At 67.8% G+C, this 21,401-nt stretch carries 19 protein-coding genes; 8 read left to right on the top strand and 11 right to left on the bottom strand.

The genetic code is table 11. The annotated features are described in order from the left end of the window. Positions 1–109: 109 nt before the first annotated feature. Positions 110–805, bottom strand: a complete 696-nt coding sequence (gene pdxH / locus MHN80_RS17885; protein WP_275447889.1) for a pyridoxamine 5'-phosphate oxidase — start codon at positions 803–805, stop codon at positions 110–112. A 167-nt stretch (positions 806–972) separates the two neighbouring features. On the opposite strand from pdxH, the gene MHN80_RS17880 reads away from it, so the two are divergent. The 4 genes from MHN80_RS17880 to MHN80_RS17865 all read left to right on the top strand — a co-directional run bounded on the left by MHN80_RS17880 (position 973) and on the right by MHN80_RS17865 (position 5,450). Continuing rightward, positions 973–2,100 carry a citrate synthase 2 gene (locus MHN80_RS17880; protein ID WP_239402851.1) on the top strand — a complete coding sequence of 376 codons (1,128 nt, stop codon included), beginning with the start codon at positions 973–975 and terminating at the stop codon, positions 2,098–2,100. A 243-nt stretch (positions 2,101–2,343) separates the two neighbouring features. Next, a complete protein-coding gene (serC, locus tag MHN80_RS17875; RefSeq protein WP_239402850.1) occupies positions 2,344–3,489 on the top strand; it encodes a phosphoserine transaminase in 1,146 nt (381 codons plus the stop codon). A gap of 233 nt (positions 3,490–3,722) precedes the next feature. Then, positions 3,723–4,682: a septation protein SepH gene (sepH, locus tag MHN80_RS17870; protein WP_239402849.1), complete on the top strand. Its 960-nt coding sequence runs from the start codon at positions 3,723–3,725 to the stop codon at positions 4,680–4,682. Further along, positions 4,683–5,450, top strand: coding sequence for a hypothetical protein (locus tag MHN80_RS17865; protein ID WP_239402848.1), 768 nt, complete (start codon positions 4,683–4,685; stop codon positions 5,448–5,450). It begins immediately after the preceding gene. Positions 5,451–5,453: 3 nt separating this feature from the next. Here MHN80_RS17865 and MHN80_RS17860 read toward each other — a convergent pair whose 3' ends face one another. Together MHN80_RS17860 and MHN80_RS17855 are read right to left on the bottom strand one after the other, a co-directional pair. Further along, positions 5,454–5,753 (bottom strand): DUF2537 domain-containing protein, encoded by a 300-nt coding sequence (locus MHN80_RS17860; RefSeq protein WP_239402847.1) that lies wholly within the window; start codon positions 5,751–5,753, stop codon positions 5,454–5,456. Next, positions 5,750–6,604 carry an RNA methyltransferase gene (locus tag MHN80_RS17855; RefSeq protein WP_239402846.1) on the bottom strand — a complete coding sequence of 285 codons (855 nt, stop codon included), beginning with the start codon at positions 6,602–6,604 and terminating at the stop codon, positions 5,750–5,752. Before MHN80_RS17855 ends, MHN80_RS17860 begins: the two co-directional genes overlap by 4 nt. Before the next feature lie 80 nt (positions 6,605–6,684). Between MHN80_RS17855 and MHN80_RS17850 the strand changes: the two genes are divergently transcribed. After that, on the top strand, positions 6,685–7,908 hold the full coding sequence (locus MHN80_RS17850; protein ID WP_239402919.1) for a GNAT family N-acetyltransferase: 1,224 nt from the start codon (positions 6,685–6,687) through the stop codon (positions 7,906–7,908). A 1-nt stretch (position 7,909) separates the two neighbouring features. Here the strand turns inward: MHN80_RS17850 and MHN80_RS17845 are convergent, their stop codons facing one another. Further along, the gene (locus tag MHN80_RS17845; RefSeq protein WP_004020183.1) at positions 7,910–8,374 is read right to left on the bottom strand and encodes a MarR family winged helix-turn-helix transcriptional regulator; all 465 of its coding nucleotides are present in this window, start codon (positions 8,372–8,374) and stop codon (positions 7,910–7,912) included. Between the two features lie 108 nt (positions 8,375–8,482). Then, positions 8,483–10,051: an NCS2 family permease gene (locus tag MHN80_RS17840; RefSeq protein ID WP_064571275.1), complete on the bottom strand. Its 1,569-nt coding sequence runs from the start codon at positions 10,049–10,051 to the stop codon at positions 8,483–8,485. A 24-nt stretch (positions 10,052–10,075) separates the two neighbouring features. Between MHN80_RS17840 and MHN80_RS17835 the strand changes: the two genes are divergently transcribed. Beyond that, positions 10,076–10,324, top strand: coding sequence for a DUF2530 domain-containing protein (locus MHN80_RS17835; protein ID WP_064571276.1), 249 nt, complete (start codon positions 10,076–10,078; stop codon positions 10,322–10,324). On the opposite strand, the gene MHN80_RS17830 is transcribed toward MHN80_RS17835, so the two are convergent. The 4 genes from MHN80_RS17830 to MHN80_RS17815 all read right to left on the bottom strand — a co-directional run bounded on the left by MHN80_RS17830 (position 10,321) and on the right by MHN80_RS17815 (position 16,799). Beyond that, entirely contained in the window at positions 10,321–11,793 is a 1,473-nt protein-coding gene (locus tag MHN80_RS17830) for an APC family permease (RefSeq protein WP_239402845.1), read from the bottom strand. The genes MHN80_RS17835 and MHN80_RS17830 overlap by 4 nt on opposite strands. Before the next feature lie 28 nt (positions 11,794–11,821). After that, the gene (locus tag MHN80_RS17825; RefSeq protein ID WP_239402844.1) at positions 11,822–12,895 is read right to left on the bottom strand and encodes a phosphotransferase family protein; all 1,074 of its coding nucleotides are present in this window, start codon (positions 12,893–12,895) and stop codon (positions 11,822–11,824) included. Positions 12,896–12,908: 13 nt separating this feature from the next. Continuing rightward, positions 12,909–14,159, bottom strand: coding sequence for an acyl-CoA dehydrogenase family protein (locus tag MHN80_RS17820; protein ID WP_004020188.1), 1,251 nt, complete (start codon positions 14,157–14,159; stop codon positions 12,909–12,911). 81 nt (positions 14,160–14,240) lie between these two features. Continuing rightward, the gene (locus MHN80_RS17815) at positions 14,241–16,799 is read right to left on the bottom strand and encodes a PQQ-binding-like beta-propeller repeat protein (RefSeq protein WP_239402843.1); all 2,559 of its coding nucleotides are present in this window, start codon (positions 16,797–16,799) and stop codon (positions 14,241–14,243) included. A 348-nt stretch (positions 16,800–17,147) separates the two neighbouring features. Here MHN80_RS17815 and MHN80_RS17810 point away from each other — a divergent pair, with 348 nt between their 5' ends. Next, positions 17,148–18,410: an HNH endonuclease signature motif containing protein gene (locus MHN80_RS17810; protein WP_239402842.1), complete on the top strand. Its 1,263-nt coding sequence runs from the start codon at positions 17,148–17,150 to the stop codon at positions 18,408–18,410. A gap of 317 nt (positions 18,411–18,727) precedes the next feature. On the opposite strand, the gene MHN80_RS17805 is transcribed toward MHN80_RS17810, so the two are convergent. Next, a complete protein-coding gene (locus MHN80_RS17805; protein WP_239402841.1) occupies positions 18,728–19,309 on the bottom strand; it encodes a phosphatase PAP2 family protein in 582 nt (193 codons plus the stop codon). 167 nt (positions 19,310–19,476) lie between these two features. On the opposite strand from MHN80_RS17805, the gene MHN80_RS17800 reads away from it, so the two are divergent. After that, the gene (locus tag MHN80_RS17800) at positions 19,477–20,199 is read left to right on the top strand and encodes a hemerythrin domain-containing protein (protein ID WP_239402840.1); all 723 of its coding nucleotides are present in this window, start codon (positions 19,477–19,479) and stop codon (positions 20,197–20,199) included. Between the two features lie 19 nt (positions 20,200–20,218). On the opposite strand, the gene MHN80_RS17795 is transcribed toward MHN80_RS17800, so the two are convergent. Further along, positions 20,219–21,358, bottom strand: coding sequence for an acyl-CoA dehydrogenase family protein (locus MHN80_RS17795; RefSeq protein WP_239402839.1), 1,140 nt, complete (start codon positions 21,356–21,358; stop codon positions 20,219–20,221). Between the last annotated feature and the right edge of the window lie 43 nt (positions 21,359–21,401).

The following is a 21,401-nucleotide window of genomic DNA, read 5'->3' as shown; positions in this document are numbered from 1 at the left end:
GATGCCGCCGCTGTCCGCTAGGGTCGTTTTTCGGTCTTCGCCCAGGCGCAGTGCGGCATCGCCGGACTCGACCCGAACCGCCTCGACTACCGCTGACGGGCCCCGACACTCACGGCTGCAGCCGCTCGGCACGCCAGGTGTGGTCGACGTGGGTCAGCCGAACCCGGTTGTGCAAGCGGTTCGCTCGACCCTGCCAGAACTCGACCTCGACCGGAACGATGCGGTACCCGCCCCACTCGGACGGGACCGGGACCTCGGCACCCTCGTCGAACCCGCCGTAGGCTTCGGCGAGTTCGGCGGCCTTCTGCTCGAGTTCGACGCGGCTGCCGATGGGCCGTGACTGCTCGGACGCGGCTGCCGACAGCTGCGAACCGCGGGGTCGGAGCTCCCAGTAGGCCTGGATCTCCTCGGCGCTGACATGCTCGACCGGGCCGCGGAAGTGCACCTGACGCTCCAGCGCGATCCAGGGAAACGTCACCGAGGCCCACGGATTCGCGGCCAGTTGCCGACCCTTGTCGGAGTCGTAGCCGGTGAAGAAGACCACCCCGTTCGCGTCGACTCCCTTGCACAGGACGGTTCGGGTCGACGGCCGGCCGTCCGCGTCGGCCGTGCCGAGGACCATCGCATTGGGTTCGGCGATACGGGCGTCGATGGCCTCGCGCAGCCAGACTCCGAAGAGGTCCAGCCACGGCGGGTCGCCACGCAGCCAGCTCGGGTCGAGGTTCTCGCGGATGCCGTCGGCGCCGGCGGCACGGTCACCCTCGCCGATGTTGGGTGGGATGCCGCCGCCGTATCCGACGCGCATGTTCGGCAGGTCGATGGGGTCGCGCGACTCGTCCAGCACTTTCCTGACGCTACTCCGACCTCACTCGTTACTCCGGGGTACACGCGGGGCGCCGCGCTGATCTACAGTTCCACGTGGATTGCATCCCCGCGGATGCACGACACAGACGTCGAGTGAGGTGGGTTGCCATGGCCAACACTGTTCCCGAGGATTTCGTCGCCGGTCTCGAGGGCGTGGTGGCCTTCACGACCGACATCGCCGAACCGGACAAGAACGGCGGCAATCTCCGTTACCGCGGCGTCGACATCGAAGACCTGGTCGAGAACAAGGTGACCTTCGCCGGTGTGTGGGCGCTCCTGGTCGACGGCAAGTTCGGCGACGGCCTGCCACCGGCAGAACCGTTCCCATTGCCGATTCACACCGGCGACGTGCGCGTCGACGTCCAGGCCGCACTCGCGATGCTCGCCCCGATCTGGGGCTACCAGCCGCTCCTCGACATCGACGACGAGACCGCCCGCGACAATCTCGCCCGCGCGTCGGTGATGGCACTGTCGTACGTGGCGCAGTCGGCGCGCGGCATCCATCAGCCCGCCGTCCCGCAGCACGTGATCGACGAATGCGACACCGTCACGGCACGTTTCATGACGCGCTGGAAGGGCGACCCCGATCCCCGGCACATCGCCGCGATCGACGCCTACTGGGTCAGCGCCGCCGAGCACGGGATGAACGCGTCGACGTTCACCGCGCGGGTCATCGCCTCCACCGGCGCCGACGTCGCGGCATCGCTGTCGGGCGCGATCGGCGCCATGTCCGGACCGCTGCACGGCGGCGCCCCCGCCCGCGTCCTGCCGATGATCGAAGAGGTCGAGAACACCGGCGACGCACGAGGACTCGTGAAGGGAATCCTCGACCGCAAGGAGAAGCTGATGGGCTTCGGGCACCGCGTGTACCGCGCAGAGGATCCGCGCGCCCGCGTGCTCCGCCGCACCGCACAGGAATTGGGCGTCCCTCGCTTCGAGATCGCTGCCGCACTCGAGCAGGCCGCGCTCACCGAACTGCGGGAACGACGCCCCGACCGCGCCATCGAGACCAACGTCGAGTTCTGGGCGGCGGTCATCCTCGACTTCGCCGAGGTGCCGACGCACATGATGCCGGCGATGTTCACCTGTGGCCGCACCGCCGGCTGGTGTGCGCACATCCTGGAGCAGAAGCGTCTCGGCAAGCTGGTCCGCCCCGCCGCGATATACACCGGCCCGAGCCCCCGACGCCCCGAGGACGTCGAGGGCTGGGGTGACGTCGTGAAGCCGGGTCTGTAGCCCGCAAGTCATCGATCGGCTCGCGAGTTCCACAGCGACGCATGGGAACCCGCGCCGAACCGGGACGGCGTCACCAACGTACGCCCCTCGGCGCCCGCCACGCGACGGGACCCGCCTGACGGGCGAACCACTGTTCCTCGCTCTGGTCCCCGCTCGGCGGTCACCGGCGCCGAGACGGCGCTGTCACCGGGTTTGCAGGGACCGAACCCGAGGTGGCGGGGACCACTCCCTAGAATTGCCGACATGAGCGAAGCCGCCACCGCACCCGTCACCCTGCCCGCCGACCTGCTGCCGTCGGACGGCCGCTTCGGTTGCGGACCGTCGAAGGTGCGCCCCGAGCAGTTGCAGTCCCTCGTCGACACCGGTGCGTCGGTGTTCGGCACCAGCCACCGTCAGGCCCCGGTGAAGAACGTCGTGGGCTCGATCCGCGAGGGCCTGTCGAACCTGTTCTCCCTGCCCGAGGGCTACGAGGTCGTGATCTCCAACGGTGGCACCACCGCGTTCTGGGATGCCGCGGCGTTCGGCCTGATCAAGCAGCGTTCGCTGCACCTCACCTACGGCGAGTTCTCGTCGAAGTTCGCGACGGTCGCGAAGAAGGCCCCCTTCCTCGACTCCCCGGCGGTCATCTCGACCGACCCCGGCACCGCACCCGATCCGGCCGCGCTGACCGCGGACGACTTCGGCGGCGTCGACCTCATCGGCTGGGCCCACAACGAGACCTCGACAGGTGTGGCGGTTCCCGTCGTGCGTCCCGCAGGCTCGGATGACGCGCTCATCGCCATCGATGCCACCTCGGGTGCGGGCGGCCTGCCCGTGAACGTCGCCGATGCCGACGTCTACTACTTCGCGCCGCAGAAGTGCTTCGCGTCCGACGGTGGACTCTGGGTCGCGCTGATGAGCCCGCGGGCGCTCGCGCGCATCGCCGAGATCGCCGAAACCGACCGGTGGTGCCCGGAGTTCCTGTCGCTGCCGACCGCGGTCGACAACAGCAGCAAGAACCAGACCTACAACACCCCGGCTGTCGGATCGCTGCTGCTGTTCGCCAACCAGATCGAGTGGATGAACAACAACGGCGGCCTGGACTGGTGCGTCTCGCGCACCGCCGATTCCAGCTCACGCCTCTACCGGTGGGCCGAGGCCAGCCAGTTCGCGACCCCGTTCGTCACCGAGGCAGCCAACCGCAGCCAGGTCGTCGGCACCATCGACTTCAACGACGATGTGGACGCCGCGGCCGTCGCCAAAATCCTTCGCGCGCACGGGGTCGTCGACACCGAGCCGTACCGCAAGCTGGGTCGGAACCAGCTGCGCATCGGCATGTTCCCGGCCATCGAGCCCGAGGACGTCAGCAAGCTCACCGAGTGCATCGACTACATCGTCGAGCGCCTCTGACCGCCTCGTAGATCCGTCGACCACCGGCGCGCCGCACAGATCGTTGCGGCGCGCCGGTCGTGGTTCACGAACCGGTAGCCTGGTTCCCACAGACCACATCCGACGCATCGACCGCTGGCGTCGCTTGAGCCCCACGCGTGCTGAACTGCGGTTTTGCCGCGTGTCCCACAGTGAATCGGCAGATCGGTGAGTTAGTGTGACCCCAATGCGTGCACCCACCGGAGGAGGAGCAGATGCGTGAGCTCCGCGTCGTCGGAGTGGAAACCGACGGCTCCCATGTCATCTGTCAAGACCCGCAATCGGGTGAGAAATTCCGGATCGCCTCCGACGAACGCCTCCGCGCCGCAGCCCGCGGCGACATCTCACGACTGGGACAGATCGAGATCGAGATGGAGAGTGCATTGCGGCCACGCGAGATCCAGGCACGAATCCGAGCGGGTGCAACCGTCGCCGAGGTGGCGGCCGCAGCAGGGGTGGGCGTCGACAAGATCGAACGCTTCGCCCACCCGGTCCTCCTCGAACGCAGCCGCGCCACCGAACTCGCCGGCGCCGCGCATCCCATCCGCCACGACGGCCCCGCCGTCGCGACGCTCGTCGAGTCGGTCACCGAGGGACTCCTCGCCTACGGCCAGAATCCGAACGACGCCGACTGGGACGCATGGAAGGGTGACGACGGCTACTGGGTGGTGCAGGTGGCCTGGAGCGTCGGACGAACCGACAACCTGGCGCACTGGCGCTACCAGCCCGGCTCGCACGGTGGCAGTGTCGACCCGCTCGACGATCTCGCCGACGAGCTCACCCACCCCGAGACCATCGCGCCCCGTCGCCGGCTGACCCCGGTGGCCACCCCCGAGGTCGCCGTCGAGACGACCCCGGACGGACGCGAAGAGGTCACCATCGACGCGAACTCGATCATCGGTGCACAACGCGCGCGCCACGACCGGCGGCCGGTCGACGAGGACGGCACCGTGCCGTTCGACTTCGGCTTCGACGACCAGCCCACCGATTCCGGCGACACAGCGGACACCCCGGACGAGCCCAGGCCCGCACCGGCAGACGACACCGACAGAGACGACGCGCCGTCGGCTCCCGCGGCCGGACCCGAACGTCCGCGCCGGAAGAAGACGCGTAAACCTGCTGTCCCGGCGTGGGAGGATGTCCTGCTCGGCGTGCGCAGCAACGGGAACAGCTGAGTGGCCTCGGCGCGCGCGGCCACCGTCTGGTTCATCGACTCCGACGATCCGGCCTCGATCCTCCGCACCGGTCCGGCCAATGACTCTCAGCACGCCCATCAGCTGGCCTCCGCCGTCTTCGGCGACAGTGTGCTCGTCCCCCTCGTGGACACCGATCTCGCGACCGCCGCCGCAGCCCGCGACACCCACGTCTACGCCGGCTTCTACGGCCCGCTGGCCGTCGTGTCCTGCTCGCTGTTCGAGACGAAAGCACCGTCGACACTGACCCGCGCACTCGCACGGATCCGCCCCAGCGCGACGACGACCCTGCTGTACGCCGAGCCGGACACCTCCCTCGGTGTGTTCGCTCGATGGGAGTCGGGGACGCTACGCCGCTCCTTCGCGGCCGACCCCGTGACCATCCACGAGGACCACGGCCTGCCGTTCACCTTCGAGAAACCGTTCTGGGGTGGTGAACACCCGCTGAGTCATGCCGAGGGCGTGCCCACCGCGCCGATGTCGCTGCCCTTTCACCCCGCACACCTCGCCGAGGAGTCGAATCGCGCGTGGCTCGGGTTCCGCTACACCCACCCGCTCGCGGAGTCCGATCTCGACCCTTCGTCGATCACCGTCACCTGCTTCGCCCTCCACCCGGCCGAGTACGAGCCGACCGCGGCCGACTACGACAACTACCGGGCGGCAACGGCTTCGCGCACGCAGGCGCGGACAGCCCCGCCGGACGAGCATGCCCGCAAGCGAGGCCGCATCCGCGAGTACTTCGGGTTCTGAGAGTCAGGCCGCGGGACGGCCCAGCGCGAGCAACGCGATCGACGACGCGACGCCGGCGAGGAAGCCGAGCAGCAACCCCCAGACGACCCAGCGCCACACGGGTCGCGCCCGGAACTCCCACAGGGTCCAGCCGAGTCCACCCGCGACGACCAGGACCGCGGCGATGCCGAGGACGCGGAATATCCCGCCGATGAGTTGATAGACGCCGACCAGGACGAACGCGGCGAACAACGCACTGAAGACGCCGACGATGATCCCCAGGGCCCACGGCGTCGGCTCGCCGCTCTCCGACTCGACGGTCACTCCCCCATCGTGCCCGATCGTGCGCGTTCGTAGAACGCAACGGCCGCCGCGGTCGCCACGTTCAGCGAGTCGGTGCCCCGGCTCATCGGAATCCGGGCCTTCACGTCGGTCGCCGCCATCGCCGACGCCGTCAGGCCGGGCCCCTCGGCCCCGACGAGGAAACCGACCTTCTCGGCGGTGACGGCTTCGGCGAGGGTCACGGCGTCGGGGTCGGGTGTCATCGAGACCAGTTGGAAGTCGCGATCCCGCAGGAGATCCAGACCGCGCGGCCAGTCGTCGAACCGCGCGAACGGCACGAGCAGCGCATGACCCATCGACACCCGCACGCACCGGCGGTACAGCGGATCGGCGCAACCCTGACCGAAAAGCACTGCGTCGACGCCCAATCCGGCGGCATTGCGAAAGATCGAACCGATGTTCTCGTGGTCGTTGACACCTTCGAGGATCGCGACGGTCCGTGCGCTGGAGAGGATGTCGGGCACCGTGAGCGCCACCGGGCGCCGGGCGACCGCGAGCACGCCCCGGTTGAGGTGGAAGCCGACGACCTCGGCCATCACCTCGGCGGTGGCACGGAAGAACGGCACGCCGGTCAGCGAGGGGTCCCGCAGATCGGCGTCGAGTTCGTCGAGCCGCTTGGCCACACCCAGGAATGCATGGGTCTCGAAGCGCGAGGCGATCATCCGCTGCGCGACGAGGACGCCCTCGGCGATGACGAGACCGCGACCGGGACGCCCACCGGGCAGGACCGGCAGGTCCGGTCGTCGGTCGACGGAGTTCAGATCGCGGAAGTCGTCGACCCGCGGGTCCGCCGGGTCGTTGATGTCGATCACGTTCACTGCGAGCCCGGGCACCGCAACAGTGTGCCACCCGGACGAAACCGGCAGCGCACGGGTGTGAAACTGTGGAAGGCGTGACCAGCGATTCGACTCCGATGTCACGTCTGTCCCTCGACCGCGCCACCGACGCGGACTGGGCCGACATCATCACCACCGATGCCCGTGCGTTCGCCATGCGCAACCCGCTGCCCGACGACGAGGTCGCCGATCTGCGGGGCAAGGTCGGCGACGACGACGTCGTGCTGGTGCGCGACACCGGTCTGGACGCCCGACCGCTCGTCGGGGTGGCGATGTTCTACCGGATGTCGATGTCGCTGCCCGGAGGCGGTGTGTCCGACGCGGCCGGACTGTCGTGGGTGTCGGTCGCCTCGACCCACCGGCGTCGCGGCATCCTGCGCCGCATGCTCACCGAACTCGTCGAGCAGTGGGAGGGGGAGAAGTACACCTTCGGGATCCTCACCGCCAGCGAGGGAACCATCTACGAACGGTTCGGCTTCGGCCCGGCGTGTTTCGCGAACTCGGTGTCGTTGACGCCGGGCGCGGCGATGCGGGCCGCGCAGCCCGAGGACGCCACCGTCCGGTACGCCGACGCCGATGCGGTGGCCGCGGCGATCCCCGACCTCCACGCCCGGTGGACCCTCACCACACCAGGCGCCCTCACCCGCACCCCTGCCTGGTGGAATCCCATCCTGGCCGACCGGGCGTCGGAGCGGCCCCTGTCGGCGAGCGGACTGCACTACCTGCTGCACGCCGACGGCTACGCGAGCTATCGCATCTACAAGGACGAGACCGGCGCGGTGCGCGGCGAGGTCAACGAGGTCTTCGCGGTCACCGACGACGCGCACACCGACCTGTGGCGCGTCCTGATCAACCTCGACCTCATCCCGTCGATCACCGCGACGATCCCGGTCGACGACCCGCTGGCGCAGAAGCTCGTCAATCCGCGGTCGGTGTCGGTGACCGGCACCGCCGACACGATGTGGCTGCGCATCCTCGACGTCCCGGCCGCGCTCGGCGCCCGCCACTATGCGGCCGATCTCGACGCCGTGATCGAGGTGACCGACGAGTTCCGCGGGCACGGAGGCGTTTTCGACATCTCGGTGCGCGAGGGCGGGGCGATCGTCGCGCCGGCGAAGGCGGGTGCGACGCCCACGGTGCGGCTGGACATCTCGGTGCTCTCCAGCATCTACCTGGGCGGGATCCGACCCTCGGCCTTCGCGGCGGCGGGACGCCTGCACGTCGACTCCCCGGCGACGCTGCGGGCCCTCGACCACGCGTTCATGACCGATCGCGCACCGTTCTCCGGCACGTTCTTCTGAGTCAGATCGCGCGTGAGCGCGGTACGTCGGTGTCGGCCTGTCCGAGGATCTTGTTGACGATCTGCACACCCTCGCGCAGGATCTCCCGCTCGTCGGCGGAGAGTTCGGCGAGTCGGTCGCTCAACCACGCCTTGCGTGCGGCGAGTTCGTCGATCACGACATCGACACCCTCCGGCGACAACGTCACGATGGCCTGGCGGCCGTCGGTCGGGTGCGGTTCGCGCTTGATCATCCCCAGATCCGACAGCGACGCGATCACCCGGGTCATGGACGGAGGGCGGACCCGCTCGGCGGCCGCGAGTGCGCCCGGCGTCATCGGTCCTTCGTGGTGGAGGGTGTTGAGGGCGGACAGCTGTGTGAGCGATACGAGTTTGTTCTCGCGCCGACCCCGAAGTCGGCGCGCGAGGCGCACCACGGCGAGGGACAGATCGCCCGACAGACTTCCGTCACCGTATGGTGAATGCATTCACAAAGGGTAGGCCAGGAAAACGGCACCCAGCCCCGACCGCAACCAAATTGCATCGGGCGGACGACACCGAATCGGGCAAACCCGGACGAACGTCGCGCGAGTCCGTCAGCCGATGAGGTCGGAGATGGGTCCGCGCGCGAAGTAGGCCACGAACACCGCGGCGACGAACCAGAGCAACGGGTGCACCGTACGCGCCTTGCCCGCCGCGGTCGCCATCACGACCCAGCTGATGAAGCCGATGCCGATGCCGTTGGCGATCGAGTAGGTGAAGGGCATCGTGACCACGGTCAGGAACGCCGGCAGCGCGAAGTCGAGCCGCTTGAAGTCGACGGTCGTGAGCTGGCCGATCATCATGGCACCGACGACCACCAGCGCGGGGGCGACCGCCTCGAGCGGGATCACCTCGTAGAGCGGTGTCAGGAACATCGCCACCAGGAACAGCACGCCGGTCACGACGTTGGCCAGGCCGGTGCGCGCACCTTCGGCGATACCGGACGCGGACTCGACGAACACGGTGTTCGACGACGCCGAGGCGGCACCGCCGGCAATGGCACCGGTGCCCTCGACCACCAGCGCGCGGCCGATCCCGGGCAGGTTGCCCTTCTCGTCGGCCAGCCCGGCCTCCTTGCCGAGGCCGGTCATCGTGCCCATCGCGTCGAAGAAGTTGGAGAGCACCAGGGCGAACACCAGCACCGACGCCGCCAGCACCCCGATCCGCGTGAATGCACCGAACAGGTCGACGTCGCCGACCAGGCTGAGATCGGGCAGACCGCCGAGGGCGTTCGGGATGTCGGGCACACTCAGGCCCCAGCCCGAAGGGTTGTCGACGCTCGACCCGTAGTCGAAGATCTGCTCCAGCACGATCGACAACACGGTCGTGATGGCGATGCCGATCAGCAGACCGCCGGGGACCCGGCGCACCACCAGGACACCCATCAGCAGCACGCCGACGGCGAAGATCAGGGTGGGGATGGTCGAGATCGAGTTGTCGCTGCCCAGCTGCACGGGCACGGTGGTCCCGGCGGCGTCGGGGATGCGCTTGACGAACCCGGCGTCGACGAAACCGATGAAGGCGATGAACAGACCGATCCCGGCCGCGATCGCAGCCTTCAGTTCCGGGGGCACCGCGTTGAACACCGCGGTGCGGAATCCGGTCACGGCCAGCAACACGATGATGATGCCGTCGACGACCACCAGACCCATCGCCTCGGGCCACGTCACCTGCGGGGCGATCGACACCGCCAGCAGACTGTTGATGCCCAGTCCCGCGGCGATCGCGAACGGATAGTTGGCGACGAGGCCGAACAGGATCGACATCACGCCCGCGACAAGCGCGGTGACCGCGGCGACCTGCGCCAGCGGCAGGACGTTGCCCAGGACGTCGGCGTTCTTGTCGCCGCCCGGGATACCGCCGATGATGATCGGGTTGAGCACCACGATGTAGGCCATCGTGAAGAACGTGACCAGACCGCCGCGGAACTCGCGGTTGAGCGTCGAACCGCGTTCGGAGATCTTGAAGAACCGGTCGAGCGGGCCGTGCGGAACGGCGGAGTCCGGCCCCGGCGTGGTCGCCGGGAAGTCGGGTTCGGTGGGCAGGTGCCCCGTCGGTGCGTCGGCACCCGGGGTGTCGGAGGACCTCAGATCGCGAGACTCACTCGGCTCATCGTGTGGCACGTTCCGAAAGCTACCCTGTTGTCCATGTCCGCGACACCTGAGATCCCCGAACTACCCCGCGCACTGCGCGCCCCGGAGCCGGTGATCGTGGTCGGGATGGTCGCGTGGGTGATCGCCACTGTGCTCGTGGCCGTCACCGATCTCGGCGGCGACCGCGCGCTCCAGATCTGTCTGGTCGGGCTGGCCGTCGGTCTGCTCGGGACGACGATCGTCCTCGTGCAGCGTGCCGGCGTCCGACGCGGTGACCGCGGCGCGCAGGAGGGGCTCGACTAGGGTTCTCGCGGCGCGAACTCGTCGGCGCCCGGTTCGTGATCGAGCACAGCGCGATTGCGGACCATCATCACCGCGAAGTAGAGCGCACCCACGACGATGAGACCGCCGACGATCAGGGTGGGGACCGTCGCCTCGTCGGGCGTGACGAGGACGAAGAGCGCGAAGCACACCCAGATCAGTGCGGCGACGGCGACGGGAAGCTCGTACCGGCCGAGGCTGAAACCGCCCTCCTTGTGGTCCAACCGCTTGCGCACTCCCAGATAGAGGAGAACGATGCCGCCATAGATCAGGGCGGGCAGGATCGTCGAGGCGATGATGAGTTCGATGAGTGCGTCACCGGGCAGGGCCACCATGAGCACCACCCCCACGGCGAGGATGAGCAGGGTCGCCGGGACCGGCGTCTGGGTCGCCGGGTTGACCCGGCGCATCAACCGGTGGGCCGGGAACCGCTGGTCGCGCGCCATCGCGAACACTTGCCGCGAACATGCGGCCATCACCACCATGCCGGCACCGAACATCGCAAACGCTATGCACGCCAGCAGGACTCGCTCAGCAAAAGGACCCAGTTGGTCGCGGATGATCGCCGCGACCGGAGACCCCCCGGCACTCACCGTCGTGACGTCCTTGATGGCGATGGTGAGCACGATCAGGAAGATCAGACCCACCACGGCAGCGGCGACCACCGATGCGACGATGGCGCGCGGGACACTGCGGAACGGGTCCTTGGCCTCCTCGGCGAGGTTGGCCGCGGAATCGAAACCGACCAGCGTGGTCAGGCCCATGACCATCGCGGCCATCACCCCGCCACCGATGGCCCAGTAGTCGGCGGCGCCCTCGGCGACCCCGCGCGAGGCGAGATTGTCGAGATCTCCGCTGCCGGTGAAGATCATCACCGCGCCGAGCCCGATCACCAGGACCGCGACGATGGCCAGCTCGACGGCCACCGCAGCCGAGGTGAACAGACCGAGCAACCGGGTGGACGCGATCACGAGGACCGCCTGCACGACGAGGATGACCAACGTGATCACCCTCGCGGTGTCCTCGTTCTCGGCCATCCCCACCAGTGGCATGAACGCCTGGCTCGCCAGTGCGTTGTCCATCGCCACCACGGCGATCGCGAGATACCAGAAGCTCAGCCAACCGAAGAACCAGCCGATCTTCGGGCCGGCCAGTCTCGATGCCCACTGATACGACGAACCGCTCAGCGCGATTCGCGCGGCGAACTGGGCCACCACGAGCGCGATGAGGGTCTGACCGATCGCCGCGACAATCCACAACCAGATACCGACGGGGCCGGCCGTGGTGAGCACGTCGCCGTAGGTGGCGAACACACCGACGGCGACCGAGATGAACGCGAAGGAGATCGCGAACACCGCGAAACCGCCCAGTGTCCTGCGTAATTCCGGCGCATATCCGCTGTCCTGGAACTCCTCGTCCACACCGGCCGGGGTGGTCAGGTCTTCGGCCATGGTCTGAGTTCCTCTCGGCGGCAACGTGTCAGTCGGGCAGGAGCTCGTCCAACCGCCCGCCGAGGATGCCCACGGCATAACCTAACCGCTCGAACGCCTTGTTCGTGGTCTGTCCGTGGTAATAGCGGTAGTAGATCTGCTGGGCGATGACACCCGCCCGGAAGAGTCCGAACACCTCGTACCAACGCCAGCGTTCGGGAGTCATGTCGAACCCCATCCGCTCGCAGTACTTCTCGACGAATTCTGCGCGACTGATCATGCCGGGCAGGTGCGTCGGGACGCGCCGCATGAGTTGCATGGCCTCCGGATCGTCGGCCTGGATCCAATAGGCCATCGACCCCGCGACATCCATGAGCGGATCGCCCAGAGTCGCCATCTCCCAGTCCAGGATGCCGATGACACGGGTGGGATCGTCGTGGTCGAGGACGACGTTGTCGAGCTTGAAATCGTTGTGGATGACGCAGTTCGCAACATCGTCGGGTTGGTTCTCGGCCAGCCAGGCCATCGTCGGCTCGAAGTCGGGCACGTCGTCGGTGTGGGCGTTGCGGAAACGTGCGGTCCATCCGTCGACCTGGCGGCGTACGTAGCCGTGCCCCTTGCCGAGGTCGGCGAGTCCGGTGCCGCTCGGATCGACCGAGTGGACCTCGACCAGGGTGTCGATGAAGTTGAGGCAGAGCCGGCGCGCCTGCTCGGCATCGAGCGGCACGTCGGCGGGCCATTCGGTCCGCGGGATCACACCGTCGATGCGGCCCATGACGTAGAAGTCCGCGCCGAGCACCGATTCGTCGTCGCAGAACGCGATCATGGGCGCGATGTACCGGATGGCCGTCGCGAGCTCGGACTGAATCCGGTACTCCCGTCCCATGTCGTGCGCGCCACGCGCCTTGGTCCCCCGCGGCGCCCGGCGCAGAATCAGATCCTTTGCCGGATAACGCAGCAGGAATGTGAGGTTCGATGCGCCGCCGCCGAATTGGCGAACCTCCGGGACGGCGTCGAGACCGGCCGGATCCGCAGCGTTGGCCTCGAGCCACTTCGCCACCGCCTCGACGTCGAATGCGTCTTCGGTGCGGACCTCGCTTGCACCCGCGACTTCGTCAGTCATCTCGTTCCCCCGATCAGCGGTACTTGCCGAACTCGATGCGCGCAACGACGTTGCGGTGCACCTCGTCCGGGCCGTCGGCCAGGCGCAGCGATCGTGCGCCCACCCAGGCCTGGGCCAGCGGGAAATCATCGGTCATGCCGGCACCGCCGTGCAGTTGGATGGCGAGGTCGATGACGCCGAGCGCCATGTTGGGCACCTCGACCTTGATCTCGCTGACCGCCGACACGGCTTCGCGGGACAGGCCCTGGTCGAGAAGCCACGCCGCGTGATGGACGAGGAGTCGCGACCGGTTGATCGCGATCCGGGCGTCGGCGATGCGCTCGCTGTTGCCGCCGAGACGGGCGAGCTGTTTGCCGAAGGCCTCGCGTGAGAGCGCCCGCCGCACACCGAGTTCCAATGACTTCTCGGCGAGCCCGATCGCCCGCATGCAGTGGTGCACCCGGCCCGGACCGAGCCGCCCCTGCGCGATCTCGAAGGCGCGGCCGGGTCCGAGCAGAATGTTCGACGCGGGGACGCGCACGTTGTCGAAGCTGACCTCACCGTGACCGAACGGCTCGTCGAAATAGCCCATGGTGGTCAGCATCCGGTCAACGGTCACGCCGGGAGCGTCGATCGGGATGAGCACCATGGTGTGACGCGACTTCCGGTCGGCCTCGGCATCGGTGACGCCCATGAAGATGAGGACCTTGCAGTCGGGATGGCCCACGCCGGTGGAGAACCACTTGGTTCCGTTGATGACGACGTCGTCGCCGTCGAGCACGGCGGTCGCGGCCATGTTGGTGGCATCCGACGACGCGACGGCCGGCTCCGTCATGCAGAAGGCGCTGCGGATCTCCGCGGTCAGCAATGGCTCGAGCCACTGCTTGCGCTGCTCCTCGGTGCCGTACCGGAGCAGCACCTCCATGTTGCCGGTGTCGGGTGCGTTGCAGTTGAAGATGACGGGCGCGAGCCCCGACGATCCCATCGCCTCGGCAATCGGCGCGTAGTCGGCGTTGGACAGTCCCGCACCGCCGTCGGTGCCGAAGTCCGCGGCATAACGACCGGCGTGCTCAGCAGGCAGGAAGAGGTTCCACAGCCCCTGCGAGCGTGCCTTCTTCTGCAGGTCGGCGATGATCGGCGACGGCGTCCAGGGGTTGCCGTCCCCGTCGCGACGGGCCTTGATGTCCCGATGGATCTCGGGTTCGACCGGCTCGATCTCGGTGGTCACGAAGTTGCGCACGCGTTCGGTGAGTTCGGCCGACCGCGCTGACGGGGAGAAATCCATACCCGACCGTATCGCGATGAACCGATTACTCGTCATCGTTCCGAGCAAACCGGCGCGCCCCGTCGGATGACTGCCTGCGCATCACTTCCAGTACAGGGTGGTCCGCTCCGGGCCGGCCGTCGTGCTCACGAGCTTCGCGAAGCAGTTGTCGGGACCGAATCCTTGAGCACGACACCAGTTGTTGGCCTCCACCGGCCCCGGGAAGGTCGCCGCGGCCACCGTCACCCACCAGCCGCGGTAGGAGAACACCGGCCACTCGTCACTCCACAGGAGCCGAACGTCGTTGAAGCGCAGCCGAAGTGCCAGGAACTCGTCGAGAATCGCCTGATCGGTCCAGGTGCGTCCCTCGGCGACGAGGCCCGGTTGTTTGGAGCTCAGCTGTGCGACCCACCGATTGTTCAGGTTCGCCAGGATGAAGGACCGATCGGCGTCGGCTTGCAGGCGCAGAGCGCTGACGCTGCTCGCGGTCACGTCGGCGCCGGCCGGGAACGAGGGGCTGGTGGCGGTGGAGGATGCCGACGAGCCCGCTTGCGGTGTCGCGAGCTTCGGCGCGGAACCGGGGGTCGGGCCCTTGTCGCAGTCGACGAGATATCGATCGGCGCCGCCGGGCGTTGCGCCCTGCGTACCGAGAGTGTCCGGCAGTCGGAAGAAGCTCCCGGGCGGATAGGTGAGTTCCATCGTGAGTGCCTCACCCGCGGCATCGAGCGACGGCACCGCCACCGGCGCCCGCTGGAAGTCGAAGTTGCCCGACGCGACAATGCCGTTGCCGTCGGTGACGGTGATGCGAGTCTGCGGCTCGTACAACACGTCGCCGCCCGGACACTGTGCGGTGACCTTCATGGAGATGCCCAGCCCGCCCGCGGACGTCCGGAACGACTGCGGCGTGAAGACCGGCGGCGCCCCGCACGGCGTGACGTACTCGGGATCGCCCTCGCCGCCGGTGGGGTCCGCGGTGCGCGTCGATCCGGGAACGATGGCCGCCGGACCGGTCGGTGCGAACCCGGTGATCGTGGTGGCGGACATCGTGAGCAGCCGATCGCCGACGGCGAACGTCAGCGCCGGGCGAGGGTCGGCGCCGTCCGCCCCCGGGACGTTGCCGATCGCGGTCGACGGCAACGACCACACCGGCGAGCCACTCACCAGATCGAGCGCTGACACCCCGCCGTCGGCCGTGGGCGCGATCAGGTGCTCGCCGTCGGTGACGGCGTGGCCCGAGTAGGTCGAACTCGAACCGCTGGACGACCTCCACAGCTGTTCTCCCGACGTCGGGTCAAGGGCCAGGTACTCGCCGGCACCCCGGTCGAACAGGACGATCTCGCGATCGTCGGCGAGCACGATCCGCGATCCGAACTGGTCGATATCCGTCAGGACGGTCGGCCACATACTGGCGCCGTCATCGCTGTCGACATACTGACCGTCCAGCAGGAACCGGCCGCGCTGTCCGGGCGTGGCGACCGACGGCACGATGGCCGACTCGCCGGGAAAGGCCGTGGTCGTGCCGTCCGGATCGACCACCGTCACCCGGCGGTCGGACATGGCCAGGCCCCTGACTGTTCCGGTCTCGAGCGCCACCGAGCCGTCCTCGAACCGGCCGATCTCGCTCGTGCCTGCACTCGCGATGATCGAGCGTCCGTCGTCGGCGGAGACCACGAGAGTTCGGAGATTCGCAGACGCGACCACCTCGTCGGTCGCGGTGAACTGCGACGCGTCACCGCTCCCGAGGGCAGGTTCTGGTAACCCGGTCAACACGCGCGACCACTCGGTTCCCGATTCGGTGATCTTGTGGAACATGACCGAATCGTCTGCCGCGTACTGAGTCATGAACGCGGCCGCGCCGTTGAACGCGATTTCCGACGACTGTGCAGGCGCGGCGACAGTCGCGATGGCGTCGCCGGTCCGGGTGTCGAGGAAGTGCACCTTTCCGTTGCCGACGCACGCGATCCGGTGATCGACGATGGTGTCGGCACAGGATCGCACCGGCTCGTCGAACCTCCATGCTGCGCCGGTGCGTGCATCGATGCCCACTGCGTACGCGTTTCCGACACTCGAGAACTGTTCTCCGACAATCGAGACGAGGACCTCACCATCGCTGACACCGCCCGGGCTGCCGTATTGCCCTTCGGAACTCTGCGGCGACAGGAAGCTCATCCCACCGAGCGAACTCGCATCGACGCTCCAGGCGGGACTCGGCACGGTGGGAAACGAGCCGGTGAGCTGGCCGGCGACGAGGCTCGGGGTGTCGTCGGAACCGCCATCCGACGACGACAGCTTCCACCACACCACCCCGCCCAGGACCAGCGCGAGCACACAGACCAACGCGACGCCCGTGATGACGTAGGCGCGCCGATTGGATCGGCGCGGCGGGGGTGGATACCACCCGGGCTGGGGAGGACCCGGTGGCGGGTAGCCCGGTACCGGATATCCGGGCGGCCGGTAGTCGACCGGTATCTGCTGATACGGCGGAGGGTCCGGAGCCGGACCCGGTTGTGTGGCGTCGAACGGGTTCTGCGACGGGCCCTTGTTCAGCGACACCCCCGGGACCACCGTCGGGCGGGCAGGTTGGATCGTCGTCGGCGACTCGTCCCCGTCGGGCGATCCGGGCATGGTCGCGTCATCGTCGGGTGGCCCCGCATTCGACATCCGTCCAGTGAATCCCAGTCCGACGTCGTTCGACTGTCCCCCACCCGGGGGAATTTCGGCACCGCTGACGCCGACCGAGCAGCTTCCGCATCTGCAGAGCGAGCCCCGGGTCCGCCCCGCCGGCCGAGCAGCTCGCGCTCGCGAAGCGAGCCCGAGCGTCCGTCGAGGCCATCATTAGTGCGCAAAACCGGCACTTTTCGACCGGAACTCGAAACGGGTGTGACTGGAGTTGATCACTGTCCACAATGCACGCACAGTCAACGCGAATAGATGCACAGTCAACGAAAAACGGTGCACAGTGGATGAATTCGTGGCTCGAGCCTGTGGAGGAACCTCGAAATCGAACGCATGTTCCGGTACCTTGGAGTCATGCCAGAGCTAGCCACTCTCCTCGACCATCTCATCGAGATCACCCCACCCGCCGACGACCCCACCGGCAGAAAAACATTCGACGCCCTCGATACATGGCGTCTGATCCGCAACCTTGCCGACCATCAGATCGTCGCGCACGCAGCGCAACTCGACCTTCTCGGCGTCGCACAGAAATCCGGGAGCACCACCAAGAAGTTGCTGATCGAATCCGGCCACGCACCGGCCGCCGCCCACCGCACCATGCGAAGCGTCGACGCCCTGCCCACGCTGCCGGCGGTGGCGCGTCACGCCGCTGATGGGCGACTGACCAGCGAGATCGTCGACGCGATCGTGCGCGGACTGAGCGAGATCGAGAAGCGTTGTCGCGACGCTCTTTCCGACGACGACATGAGTTCGTACGAGTTGGAAATCCTCGCCCAGGCGCTGTCCGGTGCGACGCCAACAGAAGTACTCAAGCACGCCCGAGCCATCGCCAACAGCCTTGCCGGCGCTTCCGACACCGGTGTACCCGCGGCCGACGACGCAGCGCTGAACTCAGTCAACGCGCACACCACTGACGACGGCCGTGTCGACATCCGGGTCGACGTCACCCAGGTGGTCGGGGAAAAGTTCCTGTCGATGATCGACGAACGATCCTGCCCGCGCCCCGAACCCGACGGCGCCGATGATCGACGTACCGCAGAGCAGCGTCGAGCGGATGCGTTCGAGTTGATCCTCGATCAAGCCGATTTCGGCGCCACACTCGACAGCGTCGGCTCTCCCCGTACGCAACTCATGGTGACCATCCCCGCCGCCGGCGCTGATCCCGCATCATTGCCGTGGACCGGATCGGTGTCGCAGGCGGTCGCCAAACAGGTGTCGTGTGACGGGTCGCTGACGGAGATCATCCTCGACGGCGAGGGCGTACCGCTACAGATGGGGCACACCCACCGCCTGTTCCCGGCTCATCTACGTAGAGCAGTGATCGTGCGCGACACCTGCTGCATCAAATGCGGTGCGCCACCGTCACATACGCAGGTGCACCACGTCGCACACTGGACCGATGGCGGTCCGACCGACCTCGACAATGGTTGCCTGCTGTGCCAGCGCTGTCACACCCAGGTGCATCACCATGGCTGGGACGTCGTGATGGGCTTCGACCGACACCCCTGGCTTGTCCCGCCCGCCACCATCGACCCACAACGCCGACCACTCCCCGCCTACAACCGACGCACCATGCGACTCGACAACGCCGCCTGACCACACCACCGACCGCAGACTGCCGACACACATTTTCGCGTAGCACCTTCGCACCCGGACCTTGCCCGGGACCGCAGCCGTCCTTTGACAACTCCACAGTGCCCCAGGCGTGTGAGGTCCTCTGGAAAGTGGACGCAGTGAGCTTGGTTGTTGGCTTGCATCCGGTCTGACGATGTTGACATCACTCTGATCGAACTGTCGGCCACAGTTCCCCTGCCACCCGACCGAGCCGCAAAGAGCAGGGGGCAGCATGAGTCGCATATCGAACCGAACTGCCCCTTCCTGGAAATGGAGAGGCGGATACGGCTCAGCCTGACCTATTGCCGATCCCCGGCGAGATCGCCCGTGCCGCGTCGCGATTCGTACCGAAGCAGGACCCACGTGCACAGTACGACCCAGATCGCCCCGAACAACCATCCGGCCACGACGTCGGTGGCCCAGTGCACCGCGAGCTGTATTCGGGTGAGTCCGACGAGGATCGACAGCACAGGTGCGATCACCAGGACCCAGCGATGCGATCGCACCCAGGCGAAGCAGCGATACGCCGAGACGGCGAACAGCCCGAACACGACCATCGTCATCATCGCGTGCCCGGAGGGGAACGAGAAGGTGTCGATGTTGAGCAGGCGGTCCTCGACGGGCGGGCGGTCCCGCGCGAACGAGTACTTGAGCGCTTGCATCACCGCATAACCGGAAAGCACTCCGGCGCCGACGAAGACGGCGTCGACCCGGTGTCGTGTCGCGGCGAGCGCGACCACGGCCGCCAAGGTCAACACCGTCATCGTCACGGTGTTCCCGAGCAGAGTCACCACTTCGGCGATCGAGATCCATGGCTCCGAACGGTTCTCGACGACCCAGTTCAGGATGTTCTGGTCGATCGTCGTCGGAGAGATGAACATTCCGCCACCCTATCCGGGCGCGATCAGTCGTCTGTTCGATCGACACGCACCGCGGGACACCGGTCCGAATCAGGCGTCGCCCAAGTCGCCTGCAAGTACGTCACAAGCGTCACCGCCGACAGTTGTCATCGACACAGCCCGACCCCGTACCGATGAGGACACCGCCGATGACCACGCACCCCGCCCACACCGCCCACCCGATCCAGCTGTTCCTCCCCGGGCAGGCCGCAGCGCCCGACGGGCCGATCGACCCGTTCATGATGTACGTCCTGCATCACGGGTTCCGGCGCGACCTCGCCGACTTCGCCGCCACCGTGCCGGTCACACCCGTCGACGACGCTGGGACGTGGCGAGCACTCGCCCGGCGATGGACGATGTTCGCGCACGCGCTGCACCACCACCACACCGGCGAAGATCTCGAACTGTGGCCGCTGCTGCTCGAGCGATGCGACAGCACCGAGCGGGAGGTACTCGAGGCCATGGAGGCCGAGCACGACGAGATCGATCCACTGCTCGAGGAGTGCGCGGCCGGCTTCGCGCGGATGGCCGAACACGCCGACGCCGCCGGCCGCGCCGCTCTCGCGGAGGCGTTGCTGCGCACCGAGGAGGTTCTCGGCCGGCACCTCGCCCACGAGGAGACCGACGCGATCGCGATCGTGCAGCGTCGGCTGACACTGCCGGACTGGGACGCCTTCGAGGAGAAGATGAGCAGACGCGCCGGTCTGGCCGAGACACTTCGTACGTGCCCGCTGATGGCGAAGGGACTCGTCGGCGCCGACCGCGATGCGGTGTACGCCCGCATCCCCGCGATCCTGCGCCTGATGATCAGGCTCGGCGGACCGAGGTTCCGGCGACTCGACGACCGCGCGTTCTACTACAACCCGCGCTGAACAGCGATGCTCGGCGAACTCACCGCGCCAGCGACCGACCGATCACCAGTCGCTGAATCTGATTGGTGCCCTCGAAGATCTGGGTGATCTTGGCCTCGCGCATGTAGCGTTCCACCGGGAAGTCGCGCGTGTAGCCGTACCCGCCGAACACCTGGACCGCGTCGGTGGTCACCTTCATCGCGGCGTCGGTGGCGACGAGCTTGGCGGTCGCGGCCGCGCGCGTGTAGTCGATGCCGGCGTCGCGGCGCCGAGCGGCGTCGAGATAGGTCGCGCGGGCCGAATCGACCGCGGCGGCCATGTCGGCCAGCACGAACGACAGACCCTGGTGGTCGATGATCTTGCGGCCGAACGCGGCTCGCTCCTGGGCGTAATCGACGGCGGCGTCGAGCGCAGCCTGCGCCAGACCGGTCGCCACCGCCGCGATGCCCAGACGCCCCGAATCCAAAGCGGAGAAGGCGATCTGAAGCCCCTGTCCCTCCGACCCGAGCCGACGGCCCTCCTCGATGAACGCGTCGTCGTAGGTGGCGCCGGTCGTCGGGACCGCGTGCAGGCCCATCTTGTCCTCGGGCTTGCCGAAGCTGAGCCCGTCGGTGTCCCGAGCGACGAAGAAGCAGGACACCCCCTTGGAACCCTCACCCGTACGAGCGAAGACGTTGTACACATCGGCGATACCACCGTGCGTGATCCACGCCTTCGCACCGGTCATCGAATAGCCGCCATCGCCGGGCACGGCGCGGCACGCGAGCGCTGCGGCGTCTGAGCCGGCCTGGGGTTCGCTGAGACTGTAGGCGCCGATCAGCTTGCCGTTCAACAGATCCGGCAACCACTGCTGCTTCTGCTCGTCGGTACCGAAGTTGAACAGCGGGTGGCAGGCCAGCCCGTGGACACTCACCGCGACCGCGACCGCGGCCCAGCGCGCGCCGAGTTCCTCGAGCACCTGGAGGTAGACCTCGTACGGCTGGCCGCCACCGTCCCACTCCGTCGGGTACGGCAGGCCGAGCAGCCCCGCCTCGCCCAGTTCGGCGAACAGCCCCTCGGGATACTGACGGTCCTTCTCGTGCTGATCGACGATGGGCGCCATGCGCTTGTCGGCGATGTCGCGGACCAGCGCGATCAGGTCGCGCGCCTCGTCGTTGGGGAGCAGACGATCGACCGGCATCTCAGACCTCCAGGTAACAGCAACAGATAACCAAACTAGTACT

It is taken from the genome of Gordonia sp. McavH-238-E, assembly GCF_022348225.1.
GTDB lineage: Bacteria > Actinomycetota > Actinomycetes > Mycobacteriales > Mycobacteriaceae > Gordonia > Gordonia terrae.
Note: the sequence above shows the minus strand (reverse complement) of the source record. Positions and strands in the feature narration are given on the sequence as shown.

What these genes read in the sequence shown, in the direction of transcription:
- pdxH (WP_275447889.1), bottom strand. Translation starts at nt 805, where the DNA reads ATGCGCGTCGGATACGGCGGCGGCATCCCACCCAACATCGGCGAGGGT.
- MHN80_RS17880 (WP_239402851.1), top strand. Translation starts at nt 973, where the DNA reads ATGGCCAACACTGTTCCCGAGGATTTCGTCGCCGGTCTCGAGGGCGTG.
- serC (WP_239402850.1), top strand. Translation starts at nt 2,344, where the DNA reads ATGAGCGAAGCCGCCACCGCACCCGTCACCCTGCCCGCCGACCTGCTG.
- sepH (WP_239402849.1), top strand. Translation starts at nt 3,723, where the DNA reads ATGCGTGAGCTCCGCGTCGTCGGAGTGGAAACCGACGGCTCCCATGTC.
- MHN80_RS17850 (WP_239402919.1), top strand. Translation starts at nt 6,685, where the DNA reads ATGTCACGTCTGTCCCTCGACCGCGCCACCGACGCGGACTGGGCCGAC.
- MHN80_RS17845 (WP_004020183.1), bottom strand. Translation starts at nt 8,374, where the DNA reads ATGCATTCACCATACGGTGACGGAAGTCTGTCGGGCGATCTGTCCCTC.
- MHN80_RS17835 (WP_064571276.1), top strand. Translation starts at nt 10,076, where the DNA reads ATGTCCGCGACACCTGAGATCCCCGAACTACCCCGCGCACTGCGCGCC.
- MHN80_RS17830 (WP_239402845.1), bottom strand. Translation starts at nt 11,793, where the DNA reads ATGGCCGAAGACCTGACCACCCCGGCCGGTGTGGACGAGGAGTTCCAG.
- MHN80_RS17825 (WP_239402844.1), bottom strand. Translation starts at nt 12,895, where the DNA reads ATGACTGACGAAGTCGCGGGTGCAAGCGAGGTCCGCACCGAAGACGCA.
- MHN80_RS17820 (WP_004020188.1), bottom strand. Translation starts at nt 14,159, where the DNA reads ATGGATTTCTCCCCGTCAGCGCGGTCGGCCGAACTCACCGAACGCGTG.
- MHN80_RS17815 (WP_239402843.1), bottom strand. Translation starts at nt 16,799, where the DNA reads ATGTCGAATGCGGGGCCACCCGACGATGACGCGACCATGCCCGGATCG.
- MHN80_RS17810 (WP_239402842.1), top strand. Translation starts at nt 17,148, where the DNA reads ATGTTCCGGTACCTTGGAGTCATGCCAGAGCTAGCCACTCTCCTCGAC.
- MHN80_RS17805 (WP_239402841.1), bottom strand. Translation starts at nt 19,309, where the DNA reads ATGTTCATCTCTCCGACGACGATCGACCAGAACATCCTGAACTGGGTC.
- MHN80_RS17800 (WP_239402840.1), top strand. Translation starts at nt 19,477, where the DNA reads ATGACCACGCACCCCGCCCACACCGCCCACCCGATCCAGCTGTTCCTC.
- MHN80_RS17795 (WP_239402839.1), bottom strand. Translation starts at nt 21,358, where the DNA reads ATGCCGGTCGATCGTCTGCTCCCCAACGACGAGGCGCGCGACCTGATC.